At 66.9% G+C, this 18,230-nt stretch carries 16 protein-coding genes; 9 read left to right on the forward strand and 7 right to left on the reverse strand.

Going from position 1 to position 18,230, the window contains the following annotated elements:
• Positions 1-109 precede the first annotated feature (109 nt).
• The 4 genes from mnmE to rpmH all read right to left on the reverse strand — a co-directional run bounded on the left by mnmE (position 110) and on the right by rpmH (position 3,827).
• Positions 110-1,450, reverse strand: a complete 1,341-nt coding sequence (mnmE, locus tag ACFWZU_RS08575; protein ID WP_439701089.1) for a tRNA uridine-5-carboxymethylaminomethyl(34) synthesis GTPase MnmE — start codon at positions 1,448-1,450, stop codon at positions 110-112.
• 94 nt (positions 1,451-1,544) lie between these two features.
• Positions 1,545-3,236 carry a membrane protein insertase YidC gene (gene yidC / locus ACFWZU_RS08580; RefSeq protein WP_439701090.1) on the reverse strand — a complete coding sequence of 564 codons (1,692 nt, stop codon included), beginning with the start codon at positions 3,234-3,236 and terminating at the stop codon, positions 1,545-1,547.
• Positions 3,237-3,297: 61 nt separating this feature from the next.
• Positions 3,298-3,678, reverse strand: a complete 381-nt coding sequence (gene rnpA, locus ACFWZU_RS08585; protein ID WP_209620677.1) for a ribonuclease P protein component — start codon at positions 3,676-3,678, stop codon at positions 3,298-3,300.
• Positions 3,679-3,692: 14 nt separating this feature from the next.
• Complete coding sequence (gene rpmH / locus ACFWZU_RS08590; protein WP_007809828.1) at positions 3,693-3,827, reverse strand: 50S ribosomal protein L34; 135 nt, start codon at positions 3,825-3,827, stop codon at positions 3,693-3,695.
• Positions 3,828-4,007: 180 nt separating this feature from the next.
• Between rpmH and dnaA the strand changes: the two genes are divergently transcribed.
• The 9 genes from dnaA (at position 4,008) to ACFWZU_RS08635 (ending at position 14,425) form a co-directional block, all read left to right on the forward strand.
• Positions 4,008-5,336, forward strand: coding sequence for a chromosomal replication initiator protein DnaA (gene dnaA / locus ACFWZU_RS08595; RefSeq protein ID WP_439701091.1), 1,329 nt, complete (start codon positions 4,008-4,010; stop codon positions 5,334-5,336).
• Positions 5,337-5,564: 228 nt separating this feature from the next.
• The gene (gene dnaN, locus ACFWZU_RS08600) at positions 5,565-6,665 is read left to right on the forward strand and encodes a DNA polymerase III subunit beta (RefSeq protein WP_439701092.1); all 1,101 of its coding nucleotides are present in this window, start codon (positions 5,565-5,567) and stop codon (positions 6,663-6,665) included.
• A gap of 86 nt (positions 6,666-6,751) precedes the next feature.
• Positions 6,752-7,831, forward strand: a complete 1,080-nt coding sequence (gene recF / locus ACFWZU_RS08605; RefSeq protein ID WP_439701093.1) for a DNA replication/repair protein RecF — start codon at positions 6,752-6,754, stop codon at positions 7,829-7,831.
• Positions 7,832-7,897: 66 nt separating this feature from the next.
• Positions 7,898-10,312 carry a DNA topoisomerase (ATP-hydrolyzing) subunit B gene (gyrB, locus tag ACFWZU_RS08610; protein ID WP_439701094.1) on the forward strand — a complete coding sequence of 805 codons (2,415 nt, stop codon included), beginning with the start codon at positions 7,898-7,900 and terminating at the stop codon, positions 10,310-10,312.
• Between the two features lie 287 nt (positions 10,313-10,599).
• Entirely contained in the window at positions 10,600-11,901 is a 1,302-nt protein-coding gene (locus tag ACFWZU_RS08615; RefSeq protein ID WP_439701095.1) for a tetratricopeptide repeat protein, read from the forward strand.
• Between the two features lie 206 nt (positions 11,902-12,107).
• Positions 12,108-12,767 (forward strand): energy transducer TonB, encoded by a 660-nt coding sequence (locus tag ACFWZU_RS08620; protein ID WP_439701096.1) that lies wholly within the window; start codon positions 12,108-12,110, stop codon positions 12,765-12,767.
• Positions 12,768-12,820: 53 nt separating this feature from the next.
• Positions 12,821-13,588: a MotA/TolQ/ExbB proton channel family protein gene (locus ACFWZU_RS08625; RefSeq protein WP_439701178.1), complete on the forward strand. Its 768-nt coding sequence runs from the start codon at positions 12,821-12,823 to the stop codon at positions 13,586-13,588.
• A gap of 11 nt (positions 13,589-13,599) precedes the next feature.
• The gene (locus tag ACFWZU_RS08630; protein WP_231322580.1) at positions 13,600-14,013 is read left to right on the forward strand and encodes an ExbD/TolR family protein; all 414 of its coding nucleotides are present in this window, start codon (positions 13,600-13,602) and stop codon (positions 14,011-14,013) included.
• 4 nt (positions 14,014-14,017) lie between these two features.
• Entirely contained in the window at positions 14,018-14,425 is a 408-nt protein-coding gene (locus ACFWZU_RS08635; RefSeq protein ID WP_439701097.1) for an ExbD/TolR family protein, read from the forward strand.
• Positions 14,426-14,580: 155 nt separating this feature from the next.
• Here the strand turns inward: ACFWZU_RS08635 and ACFWZU_RS08640 are convergent, their stop codons facing one another.
• From ACFWZU_RS08640 to acs, 3 genes are all read right to left on the reverse strand, one after another.
• On the reverse strand, positions 14,581-15,324 hold the full coding sequence (locus ACFWZU_RS08640; RefSeq protein ID WP_439701098.1) for a pyridoxine 5'-phosphate synthase: 744 nt from the start codon (positions 15,322-15,324) through the stop codon (positions 14,581-14,583).
• Between the two features lie 43 nt (positions 15,325-15,367).
• A complete protein-coding gene (locus tag ACFWZU_RS08645) occupies positions 15,368-15,979 on the reverse strand; it encodes a 4'-phosphopantetheinyl transferase family protein (protein WP_439701099.1) in 612 nt (203 codons plus the stop codon).
• A 227-nt stretch (positions 15,980-16,206) separates the two neighbouring features.
• On the reverse strand, positions 16,207-18,147 hold the full coding sequence (gene acs, locus ACFWZU_RS08650) for an acetate--CoA ligase (RefSeq protein ID WP_439701100.1): 1,941 nt from the start codon (positions 18,145-18,147) through the stop codon (positions 16,207-16,209).
• Between the last annotated feature and the right edge of the window lie 83 nt (positions 18,148-18,230).

Here is an 18,230-nt window from a genome sequence, read left to right on the forward strand (position 1 = left end):
GCGGCGCCCGACCACTCTAGGAACGCGACCGTCAGGGGCCGGTGCAACGAAGGGAAAAGACTGCACGAGGCCACCGCCCGGGCTGCCTGCGATTCATGTGCCGAGCGCGCTACTTGCCGATGCAGAAGCTGCCGAAGATCGCGCCGAGCAGGTCGTCGCTGCTGTAGCTGCCGGTGATCTCGCCCAGCGCGTGCTGGGCCTGGCGCAGGTCTTCGGCGGCCAGTTCCCCTGCACGGGTGGCGGCCAGCGCGGCGGCGGCGTGCTCGAGATGGACCTGCACGCGTTCCAGCGCGGCGACATGGCGGCGGCGGGCGCTGAAGGCTCCTTCTCCGGTGCCGAGGCCGGCGCGGGTCCTCAGTTCCGTGCGCAGCAGCTCGAGCCCTTCGCCGGTGCGTGCCGACAGCCAGAGGTGAGGCAGGCCAGCGCGCGTTTCCGCGCGCGGCGGCTGTGCGTCGAGGTCGATCTTGTTGACGATGACCAGCCGCGCGACGTGCGTCGGCAGTTCGTCGAGCAGGCCGGGGTCGGCCTCGGCGTGCGCCGCGTCGGTGACCAGCAGCACGAGATCGGCGCGGGCCAGCTCCGCGCGGGCACGACGCACACCTTCGCGCTCCACCTCGTCGTGCGTCTCCCGCAAGCCGGCGGTGTCGGCGAGCTCCAGCACCGCGCCATCCAGGCTCACCGTTTCGCGCAGCACGTCGCGGGTGGTGCCGGCGATCGGCGTCACGATTGCGCGCTCGCTTTGCGCCAGTGCGTTCAGGAGGCTGGACTTGCCCGCGTTGGGCCGGCCCACGATGGCGACCTTGAGGCCGTCAGTGAGGCGCACCCCGCGGCGCGTTTCGGCCAGCAAGCCGGCCAGCTGCGTGCGCAGCGCGTCGAGCTGATGCGCAATGGCGGGGTCTGCCAGGAAGTCGATTTCCTCTTCCGGAAAATCGATCGCGGCCTCCACGTGCACGCGCAACGCGATCATCGCGTCGAGCAGTGCGTGCACGCGCTGCGAGAACACCCCGTCGAGCGAACGCAACGCGGCGCGTGCGCCGGCTTCCGAGCGCGCGGTGATGAGGTCGGCCACCGCCTCGGCCTGGGCGAGGTCCAGCTTGCCGTTGAGGAAGGCCCGCTCGGTGAACTCGCCCGGCCGCGCCAGCCGCGCGCCGAGCGCGCACACGCGCTTCAAAAGCAGGTCCAGCAGCACGGCGCTGCCATGGCCTTGCAGTTCGAGCACGTGTTCGCCGGTGTAGGAGTGCGGCGCGGGAAAGTGCAGCAGCAGGCCGCGGTCGATCAGCGCGCCGCCGTCGTCAAGGAAAGAGGCCAGGTGCGCATGGCGTGGCTGCGGCGCACGACCGAGCAGTGCCTGCGCGATGGCCGGCACGCGCGACCCCGAGACACGCACCACGCCGATACCGGCGGCGCCGGGCGCGCTGGCGATCGCGGCGATGGTGTCGGTGTCGGCCATGGAGGAAACCGTAGGGTGGGTTTCAGCCCACTGCAACCCGCGGGAGGCTGGGATTGGATGGTGGTTTAAAGCCCACCCTGCGCCGCAATCGGACTCAGGCCTTCGCCTTCGCCTCGCCGCTCTCCACCTTGTGCGTGATGTACCACTGCTGGCCGAGGCTGACCATGCCGTTGACCACGTAGTAGAGACACAGGCCGGCGGGGAAGAAGGCGAACAGCACCGCGAAGATCAGCGGCATGAACTTCATCATCTTCGCCTGGGTCGGATCCATCCCGGTGGCCGGCATCAGGTACTGCTGGCCGAGCATCACCAGCGTGTACACCGCCGGCAGGACGAAGAACGGGTCGGGCGCGGACAGGTCGTGGATCCAGCCGACGAACGGCGCCTGGCGCAGTTCCACGCTCTCGCGCAGCACCTCGTACAGGCCGTAGAAGATCGGGATGGTGATCAGCACCGGAAGGCAGCCGGTCATCGGGTTGACCTTCTCCTTCTTGTACAGCTCCATCATCGCCATCTGCATCTTCTGCTTGTCGTCGCCGTAGCGCTCCTTGAGCGCGGTCACGCGCGGCTGCAGCTTGCGCATCTTCGCGCTGGAGCGGTACTGCGCGGCGGTGAGCTTCCAGGTCAGACCCTTGATGATCAGCACCAGCAGGATGATCGCCACGCCCCAGTTGCCGCTGACCTTCTCCAGCCACGACAGCAGTGCGTGCATCGGCTGGGCGATCACGGTGAACACGCCGTAGTTGGTCGCCAGCGCCAGACCCGGCGCCACCGAGTCGAGCGTGCCGACCAGCTTCGGACCGATGTACAGGCGCGCGCCGGTGGTCTGGCTCTGGCCCGGGGCCACGGTCAGCGCAGGGCTGACGGCGCGGATCAGGTAGGTCGGATGGTCGCTGTCGGGGTTGACCACGTCCGTGCTGTAGCTGGCCTTCTGCTGCGCGGGCGGAATCCACGCGGCGAAGAAGTAGTGCTGCAGCATGGCGACCCAGCCGCCGGCGAAGGACTGTTGCAGCGGGTCCTTCTGGAACTTGTCGAACTTGAGCGACTGGAAGTGATCTTCCGGGCTGTACCAGCCGGCGCCGAAGAAGCTGGCGGCCGACGGGTCGGTCATGTTCTGCAGCCAGCTGGTGTGCTCCTGGCGCGGCGCGCGCTGCAGCTGCTCGTAGGCGCTGCCCTGCCAGGGCGAGGTACCGGTGTTGTCGATGCGCTGGTCGAGTCCGACCACGTACTGGCCGCGCTTGAGCGTGTAGGTCTTGGTGACCTTGATGCCGTCCTGCTGCCAGGTCAGGTCGACCTTGACCTCGGGCAGGCCGTTGGCCAGCTCGTAGTGCGTCTGCGCCGACTGGAACAGTGCGCGGTGATCGGGCGCCGGACCGGTGGCGCTGACCAGGCCGCTCTGGGCGACGAAATACTTGTCCTGCGTATCGGCCAGCAGGCGCACCGGCGGTTGCCGGGGATGCTTGCGGGTGACCGGCTCGGCCGGGTAGGCCAGCAGGTCGGCGCGCACCACGCTGCCGCCGCGGGTGTCCACGGTCAGGCGCAGCACGTCGTTGCTGATGGTGATCAGTTGCCCGGCGGCCGTGCTTGCCGGGCCGCCGCTGGCGATCGCCGGCGTCGCGGCGCCGCTGGCGCCCGGCACGGTGTTGTCCGCCGGCGCGTTCGCGCTGGCCGCCGCGACCGGGGCGTTGTGCGCCGGCGCCGGTGCGTAGTCCTTCTCCCAGGCCACCCACAGCAGATAGGCCACGGCCAGCAGGGCAAACAGGAGAAACGTACGCGTCTGGTTCATCGCGGGGCAATTCCGGTGGCACCGCGAGCAGGAGCCGCGGAGGGACAGGAGAAAAGGGAGGTCAACACGCGATTGTGCCGGTGCCTTCGGTGGGCTTCAACGGCGGCAGCCGGCGCCAGAGCGCGTCGAGCTCGGCCAGCAGGGCGGTGCCGGACGTGACCGCGGCGGCTTCGCGCGCCATCACGACCAGGTCGATCGGCGGCAATCCGTGGCGGGCACGGCGGAACGATTCGCGCACCAGGCGCTTGATCCGGTTGCGGTCGACCGCGCGCTTGGAGACGCGTTTGGACACGGCCAGCCCCAGGCGGGCGTGGTCCAGTCCGTTCGGACGCCAGCGCACAGAAAAACAGCGGCCGCCGAGGCGGCCGCTGGCTTGACGCAGGGCGGCGAAGTCGCCGGCGCGGCGGACCCGCGCGTCGCGCGGCAGGCCGGCGGCAGGCACGACTGCTGCGCCGCTTACGGGATCAGGCGCTTGCGACCCTTGGCGCGACGGGCGTTGATCACCTTGCGGCCGTCGGCGGTCGCCATGCGGGCACGGAAGCCGTGGGTGCGGGCGCGCTTGAGCTTGCTCGGCTGGAAAGTCCGCTTCATGGCTTGAGCTCCAGAAGATAAGTCGACAAAAAGGTTGGAAATTATGGAGCCAGCGTGCACGAGCTGTCAAACCCGCCCTGATGCGGCCTGTGGACATCGCTGGGGATATGCTGGGGGTTGGCTGTAGACTTGCCGGTCCACCCTGCGCTTCGGCGCCCCATCGTTGGTCAAGAACTATCCATGAGTGATTTGTGGCGGCGCTGCCTTGAGCGTCTGGAAAGCGAGCTGAGCGCCGAAGAGCTGCACACCTGGCTCATGCCGCTGCAGGCGCGCGAGGACGACGCCGGCGTGCACCTGTTCGCGCCCAACCCGTACACGCTCGATACGGTGCGCGAGCGGTACCTGCCACGGATCGAGGTCGTGCTGGGGCAGCTGGCCGGCCGCGATTGCCCGGTCCGGCTGGAGGTCGGCTCCAGCGCGCCGCGACCTGTCCGGCCTGCCGCCCCGAAGGCCGCGGCGGCGGAACCGGTGGCGCCCGCGCCGGCCTTCCCACACAACCTCGACCCGCACTACACCTTCGAGACCTTCGTCGAAGGCAAATCCAACCAGCTGGGCAAGGCCGCGGCCATGCAGGTGGCGATGAACCCCGGCCGCGCCTACAACCCGCTGCTGCTCTACGGCGGCACCGGCCTGGGCAAGACCCACCTGATGCACGCGGCCGGCAACCTGATGCGCGAGCGCAACGCCAGCTGCAAGGTGATGTACCTGCGCTCGGAGCAGTTCGTCGGCGCGATGATCGAGGCGCTGCGCACCAAGAACATGGACCAGTTCAAGCAGCGCTTCCGCTCGGTCGACGCGCTGCTGATCGACGACATCCAGTTCTTCGCCGGCAAGGACACCACGCAGGAGGAGTTCTTCCACACCTTCAATGCGCTGTTCGAGTCCAAGCAGCAGATCATCCTGACCTGCGACCGCTACCCGAAGGAAGTGGACAAGCTGGAACCGCGACTGAAGTCGCGCCTGGGCTGGGGCCTGTCGGTGGCGATCGAGCCGCCGGACTTCGAGACGCGCGCGGCGATCCTGCTGTCGAAGGCGCAGGACAAGGGCGTGGCGGTGAGCGAGAACGTGGCGATGCTGCTGGCCAAGCGCATCCGCTCCAACGTGCGCGACCTGGAAGGGGCGCTCAACACGCTGGCGGCGCGGGCCAATTTCTACGGCAAGCCGATCACCACCGATTTCGCCGAAGAAACCCTGCGCGACCTGCTGGCCACCCACGCGCAGGCGGTGACGGTGCCCAACATCCAGAAGATCACCGCCGAGTATTTCAACGTGCGGCTGCAGGATCTGCTGTCGAAGCGACGCGTGCGTTCGCTGGCGCGGCCGCGGCAGATCGCCATGGCGCTGTCGAAGGAACTGACCGAGCACAGCCTTCCGGAAATCGGCGAGGCCTTCGGCGGGCGCGACCACACGACGGTGCTGCACGCCTGCCGCACCATCCGCAAGCTGTGCGAGACCGACGCGCGCATGCGGCAGGACTGGGAACAGTTGATCCGTGTGCTGACGGGCTAACCGCTTGAAAAGCAGGGGTCCAAGCTGTGGATAATAGGTGGATGACTCGGCGCCTGACTTTATCCACAATCGACCCACAGCCGGCCGGTACTGTTGGACACAGGCCGTAGTTGACGCAAGATACTGATCTGCAACGGGAAGTTGGCGAAAAAGAGATATCCACCGCGCCAACAACTACCACCGTACTTCTTTTAAAAAAACAGAACAGCAGTTAGGGGAAGCCCACACATGCAATTCAGCATCCAACGAGAAGCCTTGCTCAAGCCGCTGCAGCAGGTCGTGGGCGTGGTCGAACGGCGACAGACCCTGCCGGTTCTGGCCAACCTGCTGGTGCGCGTTGGCGACGGCCGCGTGTCGCTGACCGGCACGGACCTGGAAGTGGAGATGGTCGCCACCACCCAGGCGGACCAGCAGGGCGATGGCGAAATCACGATCCCGGCGCGCAAGCTGTTCGACATCGTGCGTGCGCTGCCTGACGGCGTTCGGATCGATCTCAAGCTCAATGGTGATCGCGTCGCCCTCAACGCGGGCCGCAGCCGTTTCACGCTGGCCACGCTGCCGGCCAGCGAGTTCCCGACGATCGACGAGATCGAGCTGGTCGAACGCGTGAGCCTGCCGGAGGAAGTGCTGCGCGACCTGATGGAGCGCACTGCGTTCGCCATGGCCAACCAGGACGTGCGCTACTACTTGAACGGCATGCTGCTGGATCTGCAGGAGCACACCCTGCGCTGCGTCGCTACCGACGGCCATCGCCTGGCGCTGAAGGAAACTAAGCTGGAGAGCAAGGTGGCTGCTCGCCGGCAGATCATCATCCCGCGCAAGGGCGTGAACGAGTTGATCGGGCTGTTCGAGACCGGTGACGGCCAGGTGGAACTGGAGTTCGGCCGCAATCACCTGCGCGTGCGTCGAGGCGATGTGGTGTTCACCTCCAAGCTGATCGATGGTCGCTTCCCGGACTACGAGGCGGTGATTCCGCTGGGCGCCGACAAGCGGGCGACGCTCGACCGCGAGGTGCTGCGCGGTGCGTTGCAGCGTGCCGCGATCCTGTCGAACGAAAAGTACCGTGGCGTGAAGCTCGAACTCTCGCCGGGCAAGCTGCGCATCGTGGCGCACAACCCGGAACAGGAAGAGGCGGTGGAGGAGGTCGAGGCCGATACCGCCGTGTCGGATCTCGCCGTGGGTTTCAATGTCGGCTACCTGCTCGATGCGCTGGCTGCGCTGAAGGGCGAGCGGGCGCGCCTGAACCTGCGCGACGCGCAGTCCAGCTGCCTTGTGCAGGAGGACGACAATGACCAGTCGCGCCACGTGATCATGCCGTTGCGGCTGTGACGCATGACGGTTGGACGACGTGATGTCGCCCTGCAACGCCGGAGCTGTCGCGAGACGCTCCGGCGTTGTTCGTTGGGGGCTGGCGGATGAAGTTCGAGCGGCTGCGTATCCAGGGCCTGCGTTGCCTCACCGACGTTTCGGTGGAGCTTGACGAGGGCATCCATGTGTTCGTCGGCCCCAACGGTGCCGGCAAGACCAGTGTGCTGGAGGCGGCTTATTTGCTGTCGCACGGGCGCTCGTTCCGGAGCGGTGCGCGCGAAGCACTGTTGCAGCGAGGGTGCACTGCGTTGACGGTCTTCGCGGAAGCGAGCGGCCTGGGCGACAGCCGTCGGCGCCTGGGGCTGGGCCGGGAAGGTGCGCGCTGGGAGGCGCGGCTTGACGGTGCAGACGTGCCGCTGGGCGTGCTGGTGCAGGCGTGCGCCGTGGTCTGTTTCGAGCCGGGTTCCCACGCGCTGATCGCCGGCGGGGCCGAGGAGCGCCGTCGCTTTCTCGACTGGGGCGTGTTCCACGTGGAACACGGCTTCCTTGGTAGCTGGCGCCGCTACCAGCGGGCGTTGAAACAGCGCAACGCATTGCTGCGGACGGGCGCACCCGGGCCGGAGGAGCTGTACGCCCCGTGGGAACGGGAGCTTGGCGAGACGGCCTCCGCCATCGATGCCTACCGCAGGGATTACCTCGACCGGCTCCTGCCGATCCTCGCCGCGAGTGCCGGCTCGCTGTTGCCCGAGCTCGGGCCCATCGCCTTGCGCTACCGCAGGGGCTGGACGGAGGAGTCGGACCTGGCCGGTGTGTTGGCCGATCAGCGGGGCAGGGACCTTGCCCGGGGTCATACGACGGCGGGCGCGCACCGGGCGGATTGGTCTCTGGCGTTCGAACAGGCGCCCCTTCGCGAGCACCTCTCGCGGGGCCAGGAAAAGCTTGCGGCACTTTCCTGTCTGCTGGCGCAAGCCGAACTGCACGCCGGGTGTCGAGGCGAATGGCCGGTGGTTTGCCTGGACGATCTGGCGTCGGAGCTGGATCTGGCGCACCAGGCCGCCGTCGTCGAACGCCTCGCTGCCGTGCGTGCGCAGGTCCTGGTCACAGGCACCGAATGCCCGCTGCCCCTGCAGGCGCGCCCCCACCGCATGTTCCACGTGGAACAGGGGCAAATCCGCCCTCTGCTATAATGACTGGATGGCTTTCCTCGCCCCGGCGTCCGCCGGAGGTCGGGGCAGCGCGGCAACGGGCAGGGCATGAACGCATCCTACGATTCGAGCAACATCAAGGTTCTCAAAGGCCTGGAAGCGGTGCGCAAGCGCCCGGGCATGTACATAGGCGACACGGATGACGGCACCGGCCTGCACCACATGGTGTTCGAGGTCGTCGACAACGCGATCGACGAAGCCTTGGCTGGCTACTGCGACCATGTGACGGTCACCATTCTTGACGACGGTTCGGTCAGCGTCAGCGATAACGGCCGTGGCATCCCGGTCGACATCCATCCCGAAGAGGGACGCTCCACCGCCGAGGTGGTGATGACCGTGCTGCACGCCGGTGGCAAGTTCGATGCGAACTCCTACAAGGTGTCCGGCGGCCTGCATGGCGTGGGCGTCTCGGTGGTCAATGCGCTGTCCTCGCACCTGTGGCTGACGATTCACCGCGATGGCAAGGAATACCAGCAGGAATACTCGCTGGGCGAGCCGCTGTATCCGCTCAAGGAAGTGGGTGACTCCACCCGCCGCGGCACCACCGTGCGCTTCCTGCCGAGCACGGAGACCTTCTCCAACATCGAGTTCCATTACGACATCCTGGCCAAGCGCCTGCGCGAGCTTGCGTTCCTCAACTCCGGCGTCACCATCGATCTGGTCGACGAGCGCGGTGAGGGTCGCCACGACACCTACGCGTACGAGGGCGGCATCCGTTCCTTCGTGCAGCACCTGGCGCAGTTGAAGACCGCGCTGCATCCGAACGTGATCAGCCTGTCCGCCGAGCAGGACGGCATCACGGTGGAACTGGCGATGCAGTGGACCGATTCCTACCAGGAAACGATGTTCTGCTTCACCAACAACATCCCGCAGCGTGACGGCGGCACCCATCTGACCGGTTTCCGAGCCGCGCTGACCCGTTCGCTGCAGAACTACATCGAGAAGGAAGGGCTGGCCAGGAACGCGAAGGTCGCGCTGTCAGGCGACGACATGCGCGAGGGCCTGATCGCGGTGCTGTCGGTGAAGGTGCCGGACCCGAAGTTCTCGTCGCAGACCAAGGACAAGCTGGTTTCTTCCGAGGTCAAGACGGCAGTCGAGCAGGCGGTCAACGAGAAGTTGGGCGAGTTCCTGCTGGAGCACCCCAACGAGGCCAAGTCGATTGCCTCCAAGGTGGTCGACGCCGCCCGCGCCCGCGAGGCCGCGCGCAAGGCGCGCGAGATGACCCGTCGCAAGGGTGCGCTGGATATCGCCGGCCTGCCGGGCAAGCTCGCCGATTGCCAGGAGAAAGACCCGGCGCTGTGCGAACTGTTCCTGGTCGAGGGTGATTCGGCCGGCGGCTCGGCCAAGCAGGGCCGCAACCGCAAGACCCAGGCGGTGCTGCCGCTGAAGGGCAAGATCCTCAACGTCGAGAAGGCGCGCTTCGACAAGATGCTGTCCTCGGCCGAGGTCGGCACCCTGATCACCGCGTTGGGCACCGGCATCGGCAAGGAGGAGTACAACCCGGACAAGCTGCGCTACCACCACATCATCATCATGACCGATGCGGACGTGGACGGCTCGCACATCCGCACGCTGCTGCTGACCTTCTTCTACCGCCAGATGCCCGAGCTGATCGAGCGCGGCCATGTCTATATCGGCCTGCCGCCGCTGTACAAGCTCAAGCAGGGCAAGCAGGAGCTCTACCTGAAAGACGATGCGGCGCTCAACGCCTACCTGATCTCCAGCGCGGTCGACGGCGCTGAACTGGTGGCCGACCCGCATGCGCCCGCGATTACCGGAGAACGGCTCGAAAAGCTGCTGCGCGATTACCAGACCGCGCTGGACCAGATCGAGCGGCTGGGTCATCGCTTCGACGCGAACGTGCTCACGGCCATGCTCGAGCACCCGCCGATCGGTCCGGCGCTGTGGACCGAGGAGGCGGCGATGCAGGGCTGGCTGGGCGCGCTGTCCGGACGCCTGGCGGCCAGTGGCCTGGGCAAGCCGCGTTACCGCCTGGGCCTGCGCCCGGCCAACGAACAACAGCCGGCCGCGATCGAAGTCGTGCGCGAGCAGCACGGCCTGTCGCACACCTGGCTGCTGCCGCAGCCGTTCTTCGGCAGCGCCGAGTTCCGCCCGATCCTGACCGTCAGCCAGCAGCTCGCCGGCCTGAGCCAGCCCGAGGCGGTGGTGCGCCGGGGCAATGCCTCGCGCGGCATCACCTCGTTCGCCGAAGCCCGCACCTGGCTGCTGGACGAGGCCAAGAAGGGCCGCAGCATCCAGCGCTTCAAGGGCCTGGGTGAAATGAATCCGGAGCAGCTGTGGGAAACCACGGTCAACCCGGAGACCCGGCGCATGCTGCAGGTCGGCATCGAGGATGCGATCGCCGCCGACCAGATGTTCTCGATGCTGATGGGCGAAGCGGTCGAGCCGCGCCGCGACTTCATCGAGGCGAACGCGCTGAAAGTCGCCAACCTGGATATCTGATCGCAACGCTGCCGCGTTCCGCGCGGCAGCGTTTTTTCTTGCCCGGTCGTACTAGCGCGCTAACACGCCACAACGGAGAGCAAAAGTGGCGCCTGCCCTGGCGACCCTTTTCCCGTCATGACATGAAATTGCCGGAATTTTTTCGTCTGACATGGCAATGTGACCGCAAGCCATTGATTTGAATAAGGCTTCCATGCGGCAGTGCGACTTGTTATCGCCTGCCTGCTCGCGGTACGCTCAACGATCCCCCGCACTGCTTGTGCGAAAAACCTTACATGAGGACTGCCATGAAGCATGTTCCCTTCCTCAAGCTGTTGAGCGGCACCGCGCTCGCGCTCGCGCTGGTCGCCAGCCCGGCGATCGCCCGTGACCGGCACGGCGACCAGGGTTCCAAGGACACCAAGCAGGCGCTCTATCCGAATGCCACCCGCGAGGAGCCCAAGCTCGACCTGAAGAGCGAGAAGGAACAGAAGGCGCTCAACGAGGGCCTCGAGGCGGTCAATGCGGGCGACAAGGACAAGGCGATGCAGGTGCTGCAGCCGCTTGCCCAGGATGCGGACAGCAAGTACGCCAAGTCGCTCGCACTGCAGGGCATCGCCAACCTCAAGTACAACGACGGCGACCTGAAGGGCGCCATTGCCTCGCTCAAGCAGGCGCTGGACATCGGCGTGCTGCCGAACGACACCTTCTTCCAGCTCGAGTACGAACTGGCCCAGTTCTACCTGGCCGACGAGCAGTACCAGCAAGCCATCGACACCGTCGAGAAGTGGCGTGCCGAGGGCAAGCGCGAGACTGCCGAGTCGTACGCGCTGGAGGGCAATGCCTATTACCGCCTGGAGAAGTATCCCGAGGCGATCACCGCGATGAAGAAGGCGATGTCGATGACCGACAAGCCGGAAGCGTCGTGGACGCAGATCCTGATGGCCGCCTACTCCGAATCGGGCCAGGCCGACCAGGCCGCGCAACTGGCCCAGCAGCAGTTGTCGTCCAATCCGAACGACCCGACCGCGATGAACAACGCCGTGGCCGTGCTGATGCAGGCACAGAAATATCCCGAGGCCATCGACCTGATGGAGAAGGCGCGCGCCAGCGGCAGCCTGAAAGACGAGAAGCAGTACGTGAACCTGGCCAAGCTCTACCTGATCACCGGCCAGAACAGTGACGACCCCAAGCCGAACGCCAAGAAGGCCGAGGCGGTGCTCGAGGACGGCATGGCCAAGGGCGTGGTGTCTTCGAACTACGACAACCAGAAGCTGCTTGGCGATGCCGCTTATATCGCCGGCGACGAAAGCAAGGCCATTGCCGCCTACAAGAAGGCCATGCCGATGGCGAAGGACGGCGAGGCCGCGCTGCGCGCCGGCCAGCTGCTGCTGGGCCAGCAGAAGTACAGCGATGCCCGGACGCTGATCAAGCAGGCGATCGACAAGGGCGTGCAGCACAAGGGCACGGCCTACATGATGCTGGCCGAAGCCGAGCGCGGCCTCAAGAACAAGCCGGGCGCCATCGCCGCGATGAAGCAGGCGGCGCAGGACCCGGATACCGCGGCCAAGGCGAAGGCCTGGCTGAAGCAGGCAGGAGCCGGCAAGTAAGGGTCCTGGCGTACGCACCCGCGAGGCCGGATGGACGTCCATTTGGCGGCCTCACGGGTGCTATACAAACGCCATGGCCTGTTGTACCGTTGAGAACCCTTTTCCCGCGCAATGTCCAGTGGCAGATGTCACCCATTTGGGTCGAGATTTGCCGTTCGATGCTGCGACCCCGCCTTTCCCGATTGACTAGCTCCAGAAAGTGACAGATGGCCTCGAGTAACGAAGAAACCGGCCGCGCGCCGTTCAGTTGGAGGCGCACCTGGGCGTTGGCTGTTGCCATCGCGCTGCACTCGTTTGCATTCCTGCTGCTGATCGCGCCCCCGGCGCCGCCGAAGCAGGAACAGGCGAAGAAAGAGCGCATCGTCCAGGTGAACTTCATCGAGCCGCCGCCGCCGCCGCCGCCGCCGCCGCCGCCGCCGCCGGAACCGCCGAAGCAGCCGCCGCCGAAAATCATCCAGCAGGTGACGCCGCCGCCGACCCCGCCGCCGCCGGCCCCGCCGCCGGCCGTGGAAGAAGCGACGACCAATCCGATCCCGGCACCGCCGCCGGCGCCGCCGGCTCCCCCGGCGCCGCCTTCGGACATCACGGCCAGCCAGGACATCAGCTACAACAGCCGCATCCAGCCCCGGTACCCGCCACAGGCGATCCGCCAGCGTCACGAGGGCACGACGACCCTGTTGATCCTGGTGGCCGCGGACGGCACGCCGAAGGACATCAAGGTCGAGACCTCCAGTGGCTATCGCGAGCTGGATCGCGCGGCGATTGAAGCGGCCAGGAAATGGCGGTTCAATCCGGCCATCAAGAACGGTCAGAAGACCGAAGGCTACGTTCGCGTTCCCGTCGCCTGGAATCTCAACCAGCTGTAATCCCGGTTACAGTCCATCAGTTCACGCCTGACATCTCTAAAGGTAGCGTCATGATGTTCCTACAAACTGCACCAGCCCAGGGCAGCACCTCCAATGCCGAAGCCATGAAGCACATGGGCTTCGGGGACCTGATCCACAACTTCGACCCGCTTGGCTGGATCGTGTTCATCACGCTTGTGGTGATGTCCTTCGCGTCCTGGTACTTCATCATCGCCAACGCGATCCGCAACGCGATGGTCCGTTCGCGCGCCGAGAAGGTGATCTCCAACTTCTGGAACACCGCCTCGACGCAGGAAGCGATCCGTGAGCTGGAAGCCCAGCCCAAGGGCGAACCCTTCTCGAAGATCGCGCTGGACGCGGCTTCCGCGGTGGCCCACCACCAGCAGGCCACTGCGGCCGCTGCCGGCGGTGGTCGCCTGGCCGAGTCGCTGAGCCGCTCGGAGTTCATCGACCGCGCACTGCGCCAGGCCGTCGCCCGCGAAAGCCTGCGCCTGGAAGGCGGCATGACGCTGCTGGCCACCGTCGGTTCGTCCGCGCCGTTCATCGGACTGCTCGGTACCGTGTGGGGCATCTACCACGCGCTGATCAAGATCTCCGCCTCGGGCAACGCCTCGATGGAGGCGGTCGCCGGTCCGGTGGGTGAGGCACTGATCATGACCGCGTTCGGTCTGTTCACCGCGATCCCGGCCGTGCTTGCGTACAACTTCTTCAACCGTTCGAACCGCATGACCTACGCGCAGTTCGACGAGTTTGCGCACGACCTGCACGACTTCTTCGCCACCGGTTCGCGTGTCGAAGGCGTGGCGCCGACCCAGAAGTGAGGGCTTGACCCATGGCAATGAGTACCGGAGGCAATTCCGGCGGACCGATGTCGGAGATCAACGTCACGCCGCTGGTCGACGTGATGCTGGTGCTGCTGATCATCTTCATGATCACTGCGCCGCTGATGTCGCACCGGATCATCGTGCCGTTGCCGAACGCCAACCCCAAGGCGCCCGATACCGGTTACGTCGAACCCATGGATGTGGCCCTGAAGCAGGATGGATCGATGTACCTCAATGACGCCGAGGTGACCGAGGCGGAGTTGAAGGCACAGTTTGCGGTCGCGGCGTCCAAGACGCCGCAGCCGGAGATCCAGCTTCGCGCGGACAAGGACACGGAGTACAAGTACGTCCGCAAGATCCTTACCGACGCGAAGGCAGCAGGCATGGTCCATGTCGGTTTCATGACGACCGGCAAGGAGTAAGACGATGGCTTTCAGTTCCGGAAACACCAGCGGCCCGATGGCCGACATCAACGTCACGCCGCTGGTCGACGTGATGCTGGTGCTCTTGATCATCTTCATGATCACGGCGCCGATGCTCACCCACAAGGTGAAGATCGACCTGCCGCAGCCGAACCCGAACATCGTCCAGCCCGAAAACCCGCTCGAGCCCATCCGGCTCAAGATCGACCGCGCCGGCGCGCTGTACTGGAACGACACGCCCGTGGACGAGCTGGGCCTGAAGGCGCAGATGGCGGTCATCGCACAACAGACCAACCAGCCGGAAATCCAGATCAACGCGGATGACGGCGTGGCTTACGAGTCGGTCGCCCGGGTACTGGCCGACGCGAAGAGTTACGGTCTGACGAAGATCGGCTTCACCGAGGCGCAATGATCTCAGGCGGATCAACGCTACCGGCAAACCCCCGCGAAAGCGGGGGTTTTGCTTTTCTGGGGCTGAAAAACGCCAAGGGGGAAAGCTCCAGCCACCACCGCACGCTGGCCGGGATGCGGCGGTGGACCGGAGCTCCTGGGGGCGCCCCCGGGGGCTCAGCGAAGGATCTGCAGGTAGCGCCGCACGGTCGGCGCCAGGCCGTCGTACAGCGCCTCGCCGATCAGTGCATGGCCGATCGAGACCTCCGCCAGACCCGGGATGGCCGCCTTGAAGCCGCCGAGGTTGGCCTGGTTGAGGTCATGACCGGCGTTCACCGCCAGCCCCGCCTGTTGCGCGCGCCGCGCGGTATTGGCGCAGGCGGCCAGCGCATCGCGCGCATCACCTTCGGCGAATGCCTCGGCATAGGGGCCGGTATAGATTTCGATACGCTCCACGCCGATTGCCACGGCCTGGTCGAAGCCGACCGCGCCGGCATCCACGAACAGGCTCACGCGGCAGCCGATCCCGCGCAGCTCGGATACCAGCGGACGCAGGCGCTCGCAGTCCGCGGCGAGGTCGAACCCATGGTCGGACGTGATCTGACCATCGCTGTCGGGGACCAGCGTCACCTGCGTCGGGCGTACCTCGCGGGCCAGCGCGACCAGCCCGGGATAGGCGCCACGTGCCGGTGCGAACGGGTTGCCTTCGATGTTGTACTCGACCTTGCCACGCAGCACCGCGGCCAGCGCGCGCACGTCGTCGGGCCGCACGTGGCGCAGGTCGGGCCGCGGATGCACGGTAATGCCGCCGCATCCGGCCTCGATGCAGGTGTGCGCGGCGCGCAGGATGTCCGGTTCGGTGCCGCCGCGCGAATTGCGCAGCACGGCGATCTTGTTGAGGTTGACGCTGAGCAGGGTCATGGACGCCGTCATGCGGGATTGGGGACCGGCAACAGTGCGCCGATCATCCGGCGTCGGCAAGTACCCCGTACCGGATGTCCCGCGGCGCGCCCCGCCACGCGATCGCCGCGTGGTGTCCGGGTCCGATGTCGAGCGCATGCAGCTGCCAGGCCGCGGCATCGTCCCCGGCTAGTTGCAGCAGTTGCGGCGCGCCCGTCGCCAGGCCGATCTGCAACCGGTCAAGCCCGAACGCCAGTCCCCGGCCCAACGCCTTCAGCACGGCCTCCTTGGCGGTCCACAGCGCCAGGAACGCCTCTTCGCGCCGCGCCTCCGGCTGGGCGGCCAGCCACGCTGCTTCGTGCGGATGGAAATAGCGACGCGCCAGCTCCAGCGCGCGCGGGCGCGGGCGACGGCGCTCGACGTCGATCCCGGGCGCCACGCGCCGGCCCAGCGCCACCAGAGCACAGTCGCCGCTGTGCGACCAGTTGACATCCAGCTCGCCGGCCTGTGCAGGGGCGAGCTGCGGTCGCCCATGCGGTCCGTCGACCAGCTGGATAGCATCGGCCGGCACGCCCAGATACCCAGCGATCAGCGCAAGCAGGGGGGCACGCCCGCACCTGGGGTCATAGCGCAGGCGCCACACGTGCAGCGTCCCGTCACCGAGCTGGGTTGCCATGGCGGGTACGTCGGTTGACAAAATCGGCATCCGCGGACGGTAGCATCAGACGCCAGCACGACGAAGCTGCCCACGGCCAGCCGGCTCGGCCATGACCACCACGGTCGGAAGGTCGACCGTCCCGGGAGCGCGCGGAACCGTAAACAGCCCTCCCGGCGTGCGCACTCCGGGTGCGGGTTTGCGCCGTGGCATCACCCGCGCGGCGCGCACGGGTGCGCTCGTGCAGTTCACTTGATGAGCCGCTCGTCCACGAGCTTCTGCACCACGCTCGGATCGGCCAGCGTGGAAATGTCGCCCAGTTGCCCGGGCTGGTTCTCGCCGATCTTGCGCAGGATGCGCCGCATGATCTTGCCCGAGCGGGTCTTGGGCAGCGACGGCGCCCATTGCAGGTAGTCCGGCGTGGCGATCGGGCCGATCTCCTTGCGCACCCATGCCACCAGCTCCTTGCGCAGCTCCTCGCTGCCGTCCACGCCGGCGATCAGGGTGACGTAGGCGTAGATGCCCTGGCCCTTGATGTCGTGCGGACAGCCGACCACCGCTGCCTCGGCCACCTTCGGATGCGCCACCAGCGCGCTCTCGACCTCCGCGGTGCCGATGCGATGACCGGACACGTTGATGACATCGTCGACGCGTCCGGTGATCCAGTAGTAGCCGTCCTCGTCGCGACGCGCGCCATCGCCGGTGAAGTAGTTGCCGGGGTAGGCGCTGAAGTAGGTGTCGATGAAGCGCTGATGGTCGCCGTATACCGTGCGCATCTGGCCTGGCCAGGAGTCGGTGATCAACAGGTTGCCCTCGGCCGCGCCTTCAAGGACCTGACCCATGGCGTCCACGATCGCCGGCCGGATGCCGAAGAAGGGCAGCGTCGCCGAACCCGGCTTGACGTCGATCGCGCCCGGCAGGGGCGTGATCAGGATGCCGCCGGTCTCGGTCTGCCACCAGGTGTCCACCACCGGGCAGCGCTCGTCGCCGACCACGCGCCAGTACCATTCCCAGGCTTCCGGATTGATCGGCTCGCCGACCGTGCCGAGCAGGCGCAGGCTCGCGCGCGAGGCCTTCTTCACCGGCGCCTCGCCCTCGCGCATCAGCGCGCGGATGGCGGTGGGCGCGGTGTAGAAGAGCGTCACCTTGTGCCTGTCGACGACGTCCCAGAAGCGGCTGCAATCGGGGTAGTTCGGCACGCCATCGAACATCACCGTGGTCGCGCCGTTGGCGAGCGGCCCGTAGACCACGTAGCTGTGGCCGGTAACCCAACCGACGTCGGCGGTGCACCAGTAGACGTCGTCCTCGCGCAGGTCGAACACGCACTCGTGGGTGTAGCTGACGTACACCAGGTAGCCGCCGGAGGTATGCAGCACCCCCTTGGGCTTGCCGGTGGAACCGGAGGTGTAGAGGATGAACAGCGGGTGCTCCGCCTCCATCGGCTCGGCCGGGCAATCGGTGCTCTGGCCGTCCATCAGCACGTGCCAGTAGCGGTCGCGCGGCGACTGCATCGCCACCCCGGCACCGGTGCGCCGTACCACCACCACGGTTTCCACGCTGCTGGTGCCGGGACGCTCCAGCGCCTCGTCCACGTTGGCCTTGAGCGCGATCCGCCTGCCGCCCCGCACGCCCTCGTCGGCGGTGATCACCAGCTTGCACTGCGAATCGGCGATGCGTCCGGCGAGCGAGTCGGGCGAGAAGCCCCCGAACACCACCGAGTGGATCGCGCCAATGCGCGCGCAGGCGAGCATGGCCACCGCCGCCTCCGGGATCATCGGCAGGTAGATCGCCACGCGATCACCCTTGGCCACGCCCAGGTGCTTGAGGGTGTTGGCGAACTTGCACACTTCCGCGTGCAGCTCGCGGTAGCTGAGCCGGCGCGAGTCGGCCGGATCATCGCCTTCGAAGATGATCGCGGTCTTGTCGCCGCGCTCGGCCAGGTGCCGGTCCAGGCAGTTGGCCGCCACGTTGAGCGTGCCGTCGCCGTACCAGCGGATGTGCAGGTCGGCCGGATCGAACGACACATCCTTCACCTGGGTCGGCGCCTTCATCCAGTCCAGCCGCTGCCCCACCTTCGCCCAGAAGCTTTCCGGATCGCGCACCGATTCGGCATAGAGCCGCTCGTAGTCGGCCTTGCCGATGCGGGCCTTTTCGGCGAAGACCGCCTGGACCGGATGGAGCGTGGACATGGGAGCGTCTCCTCGGTGGATCGGGTTTGGACGTCCGAGTGTAGCGTCGGCTGCGCACGCCTGCGTGCGGTCGCGCCGGCTGA

This window comes from Frateuria sp. GZRR33, assembly GCF_051900425.1.
In the GTDB taxonomy this organism is placed as follows: domain Bacteria; phylum Pseudomonadota; class Gammaproteobacteria; order Xanthomonadales; family Rhodanobacteraceae; genus Frateuria_A.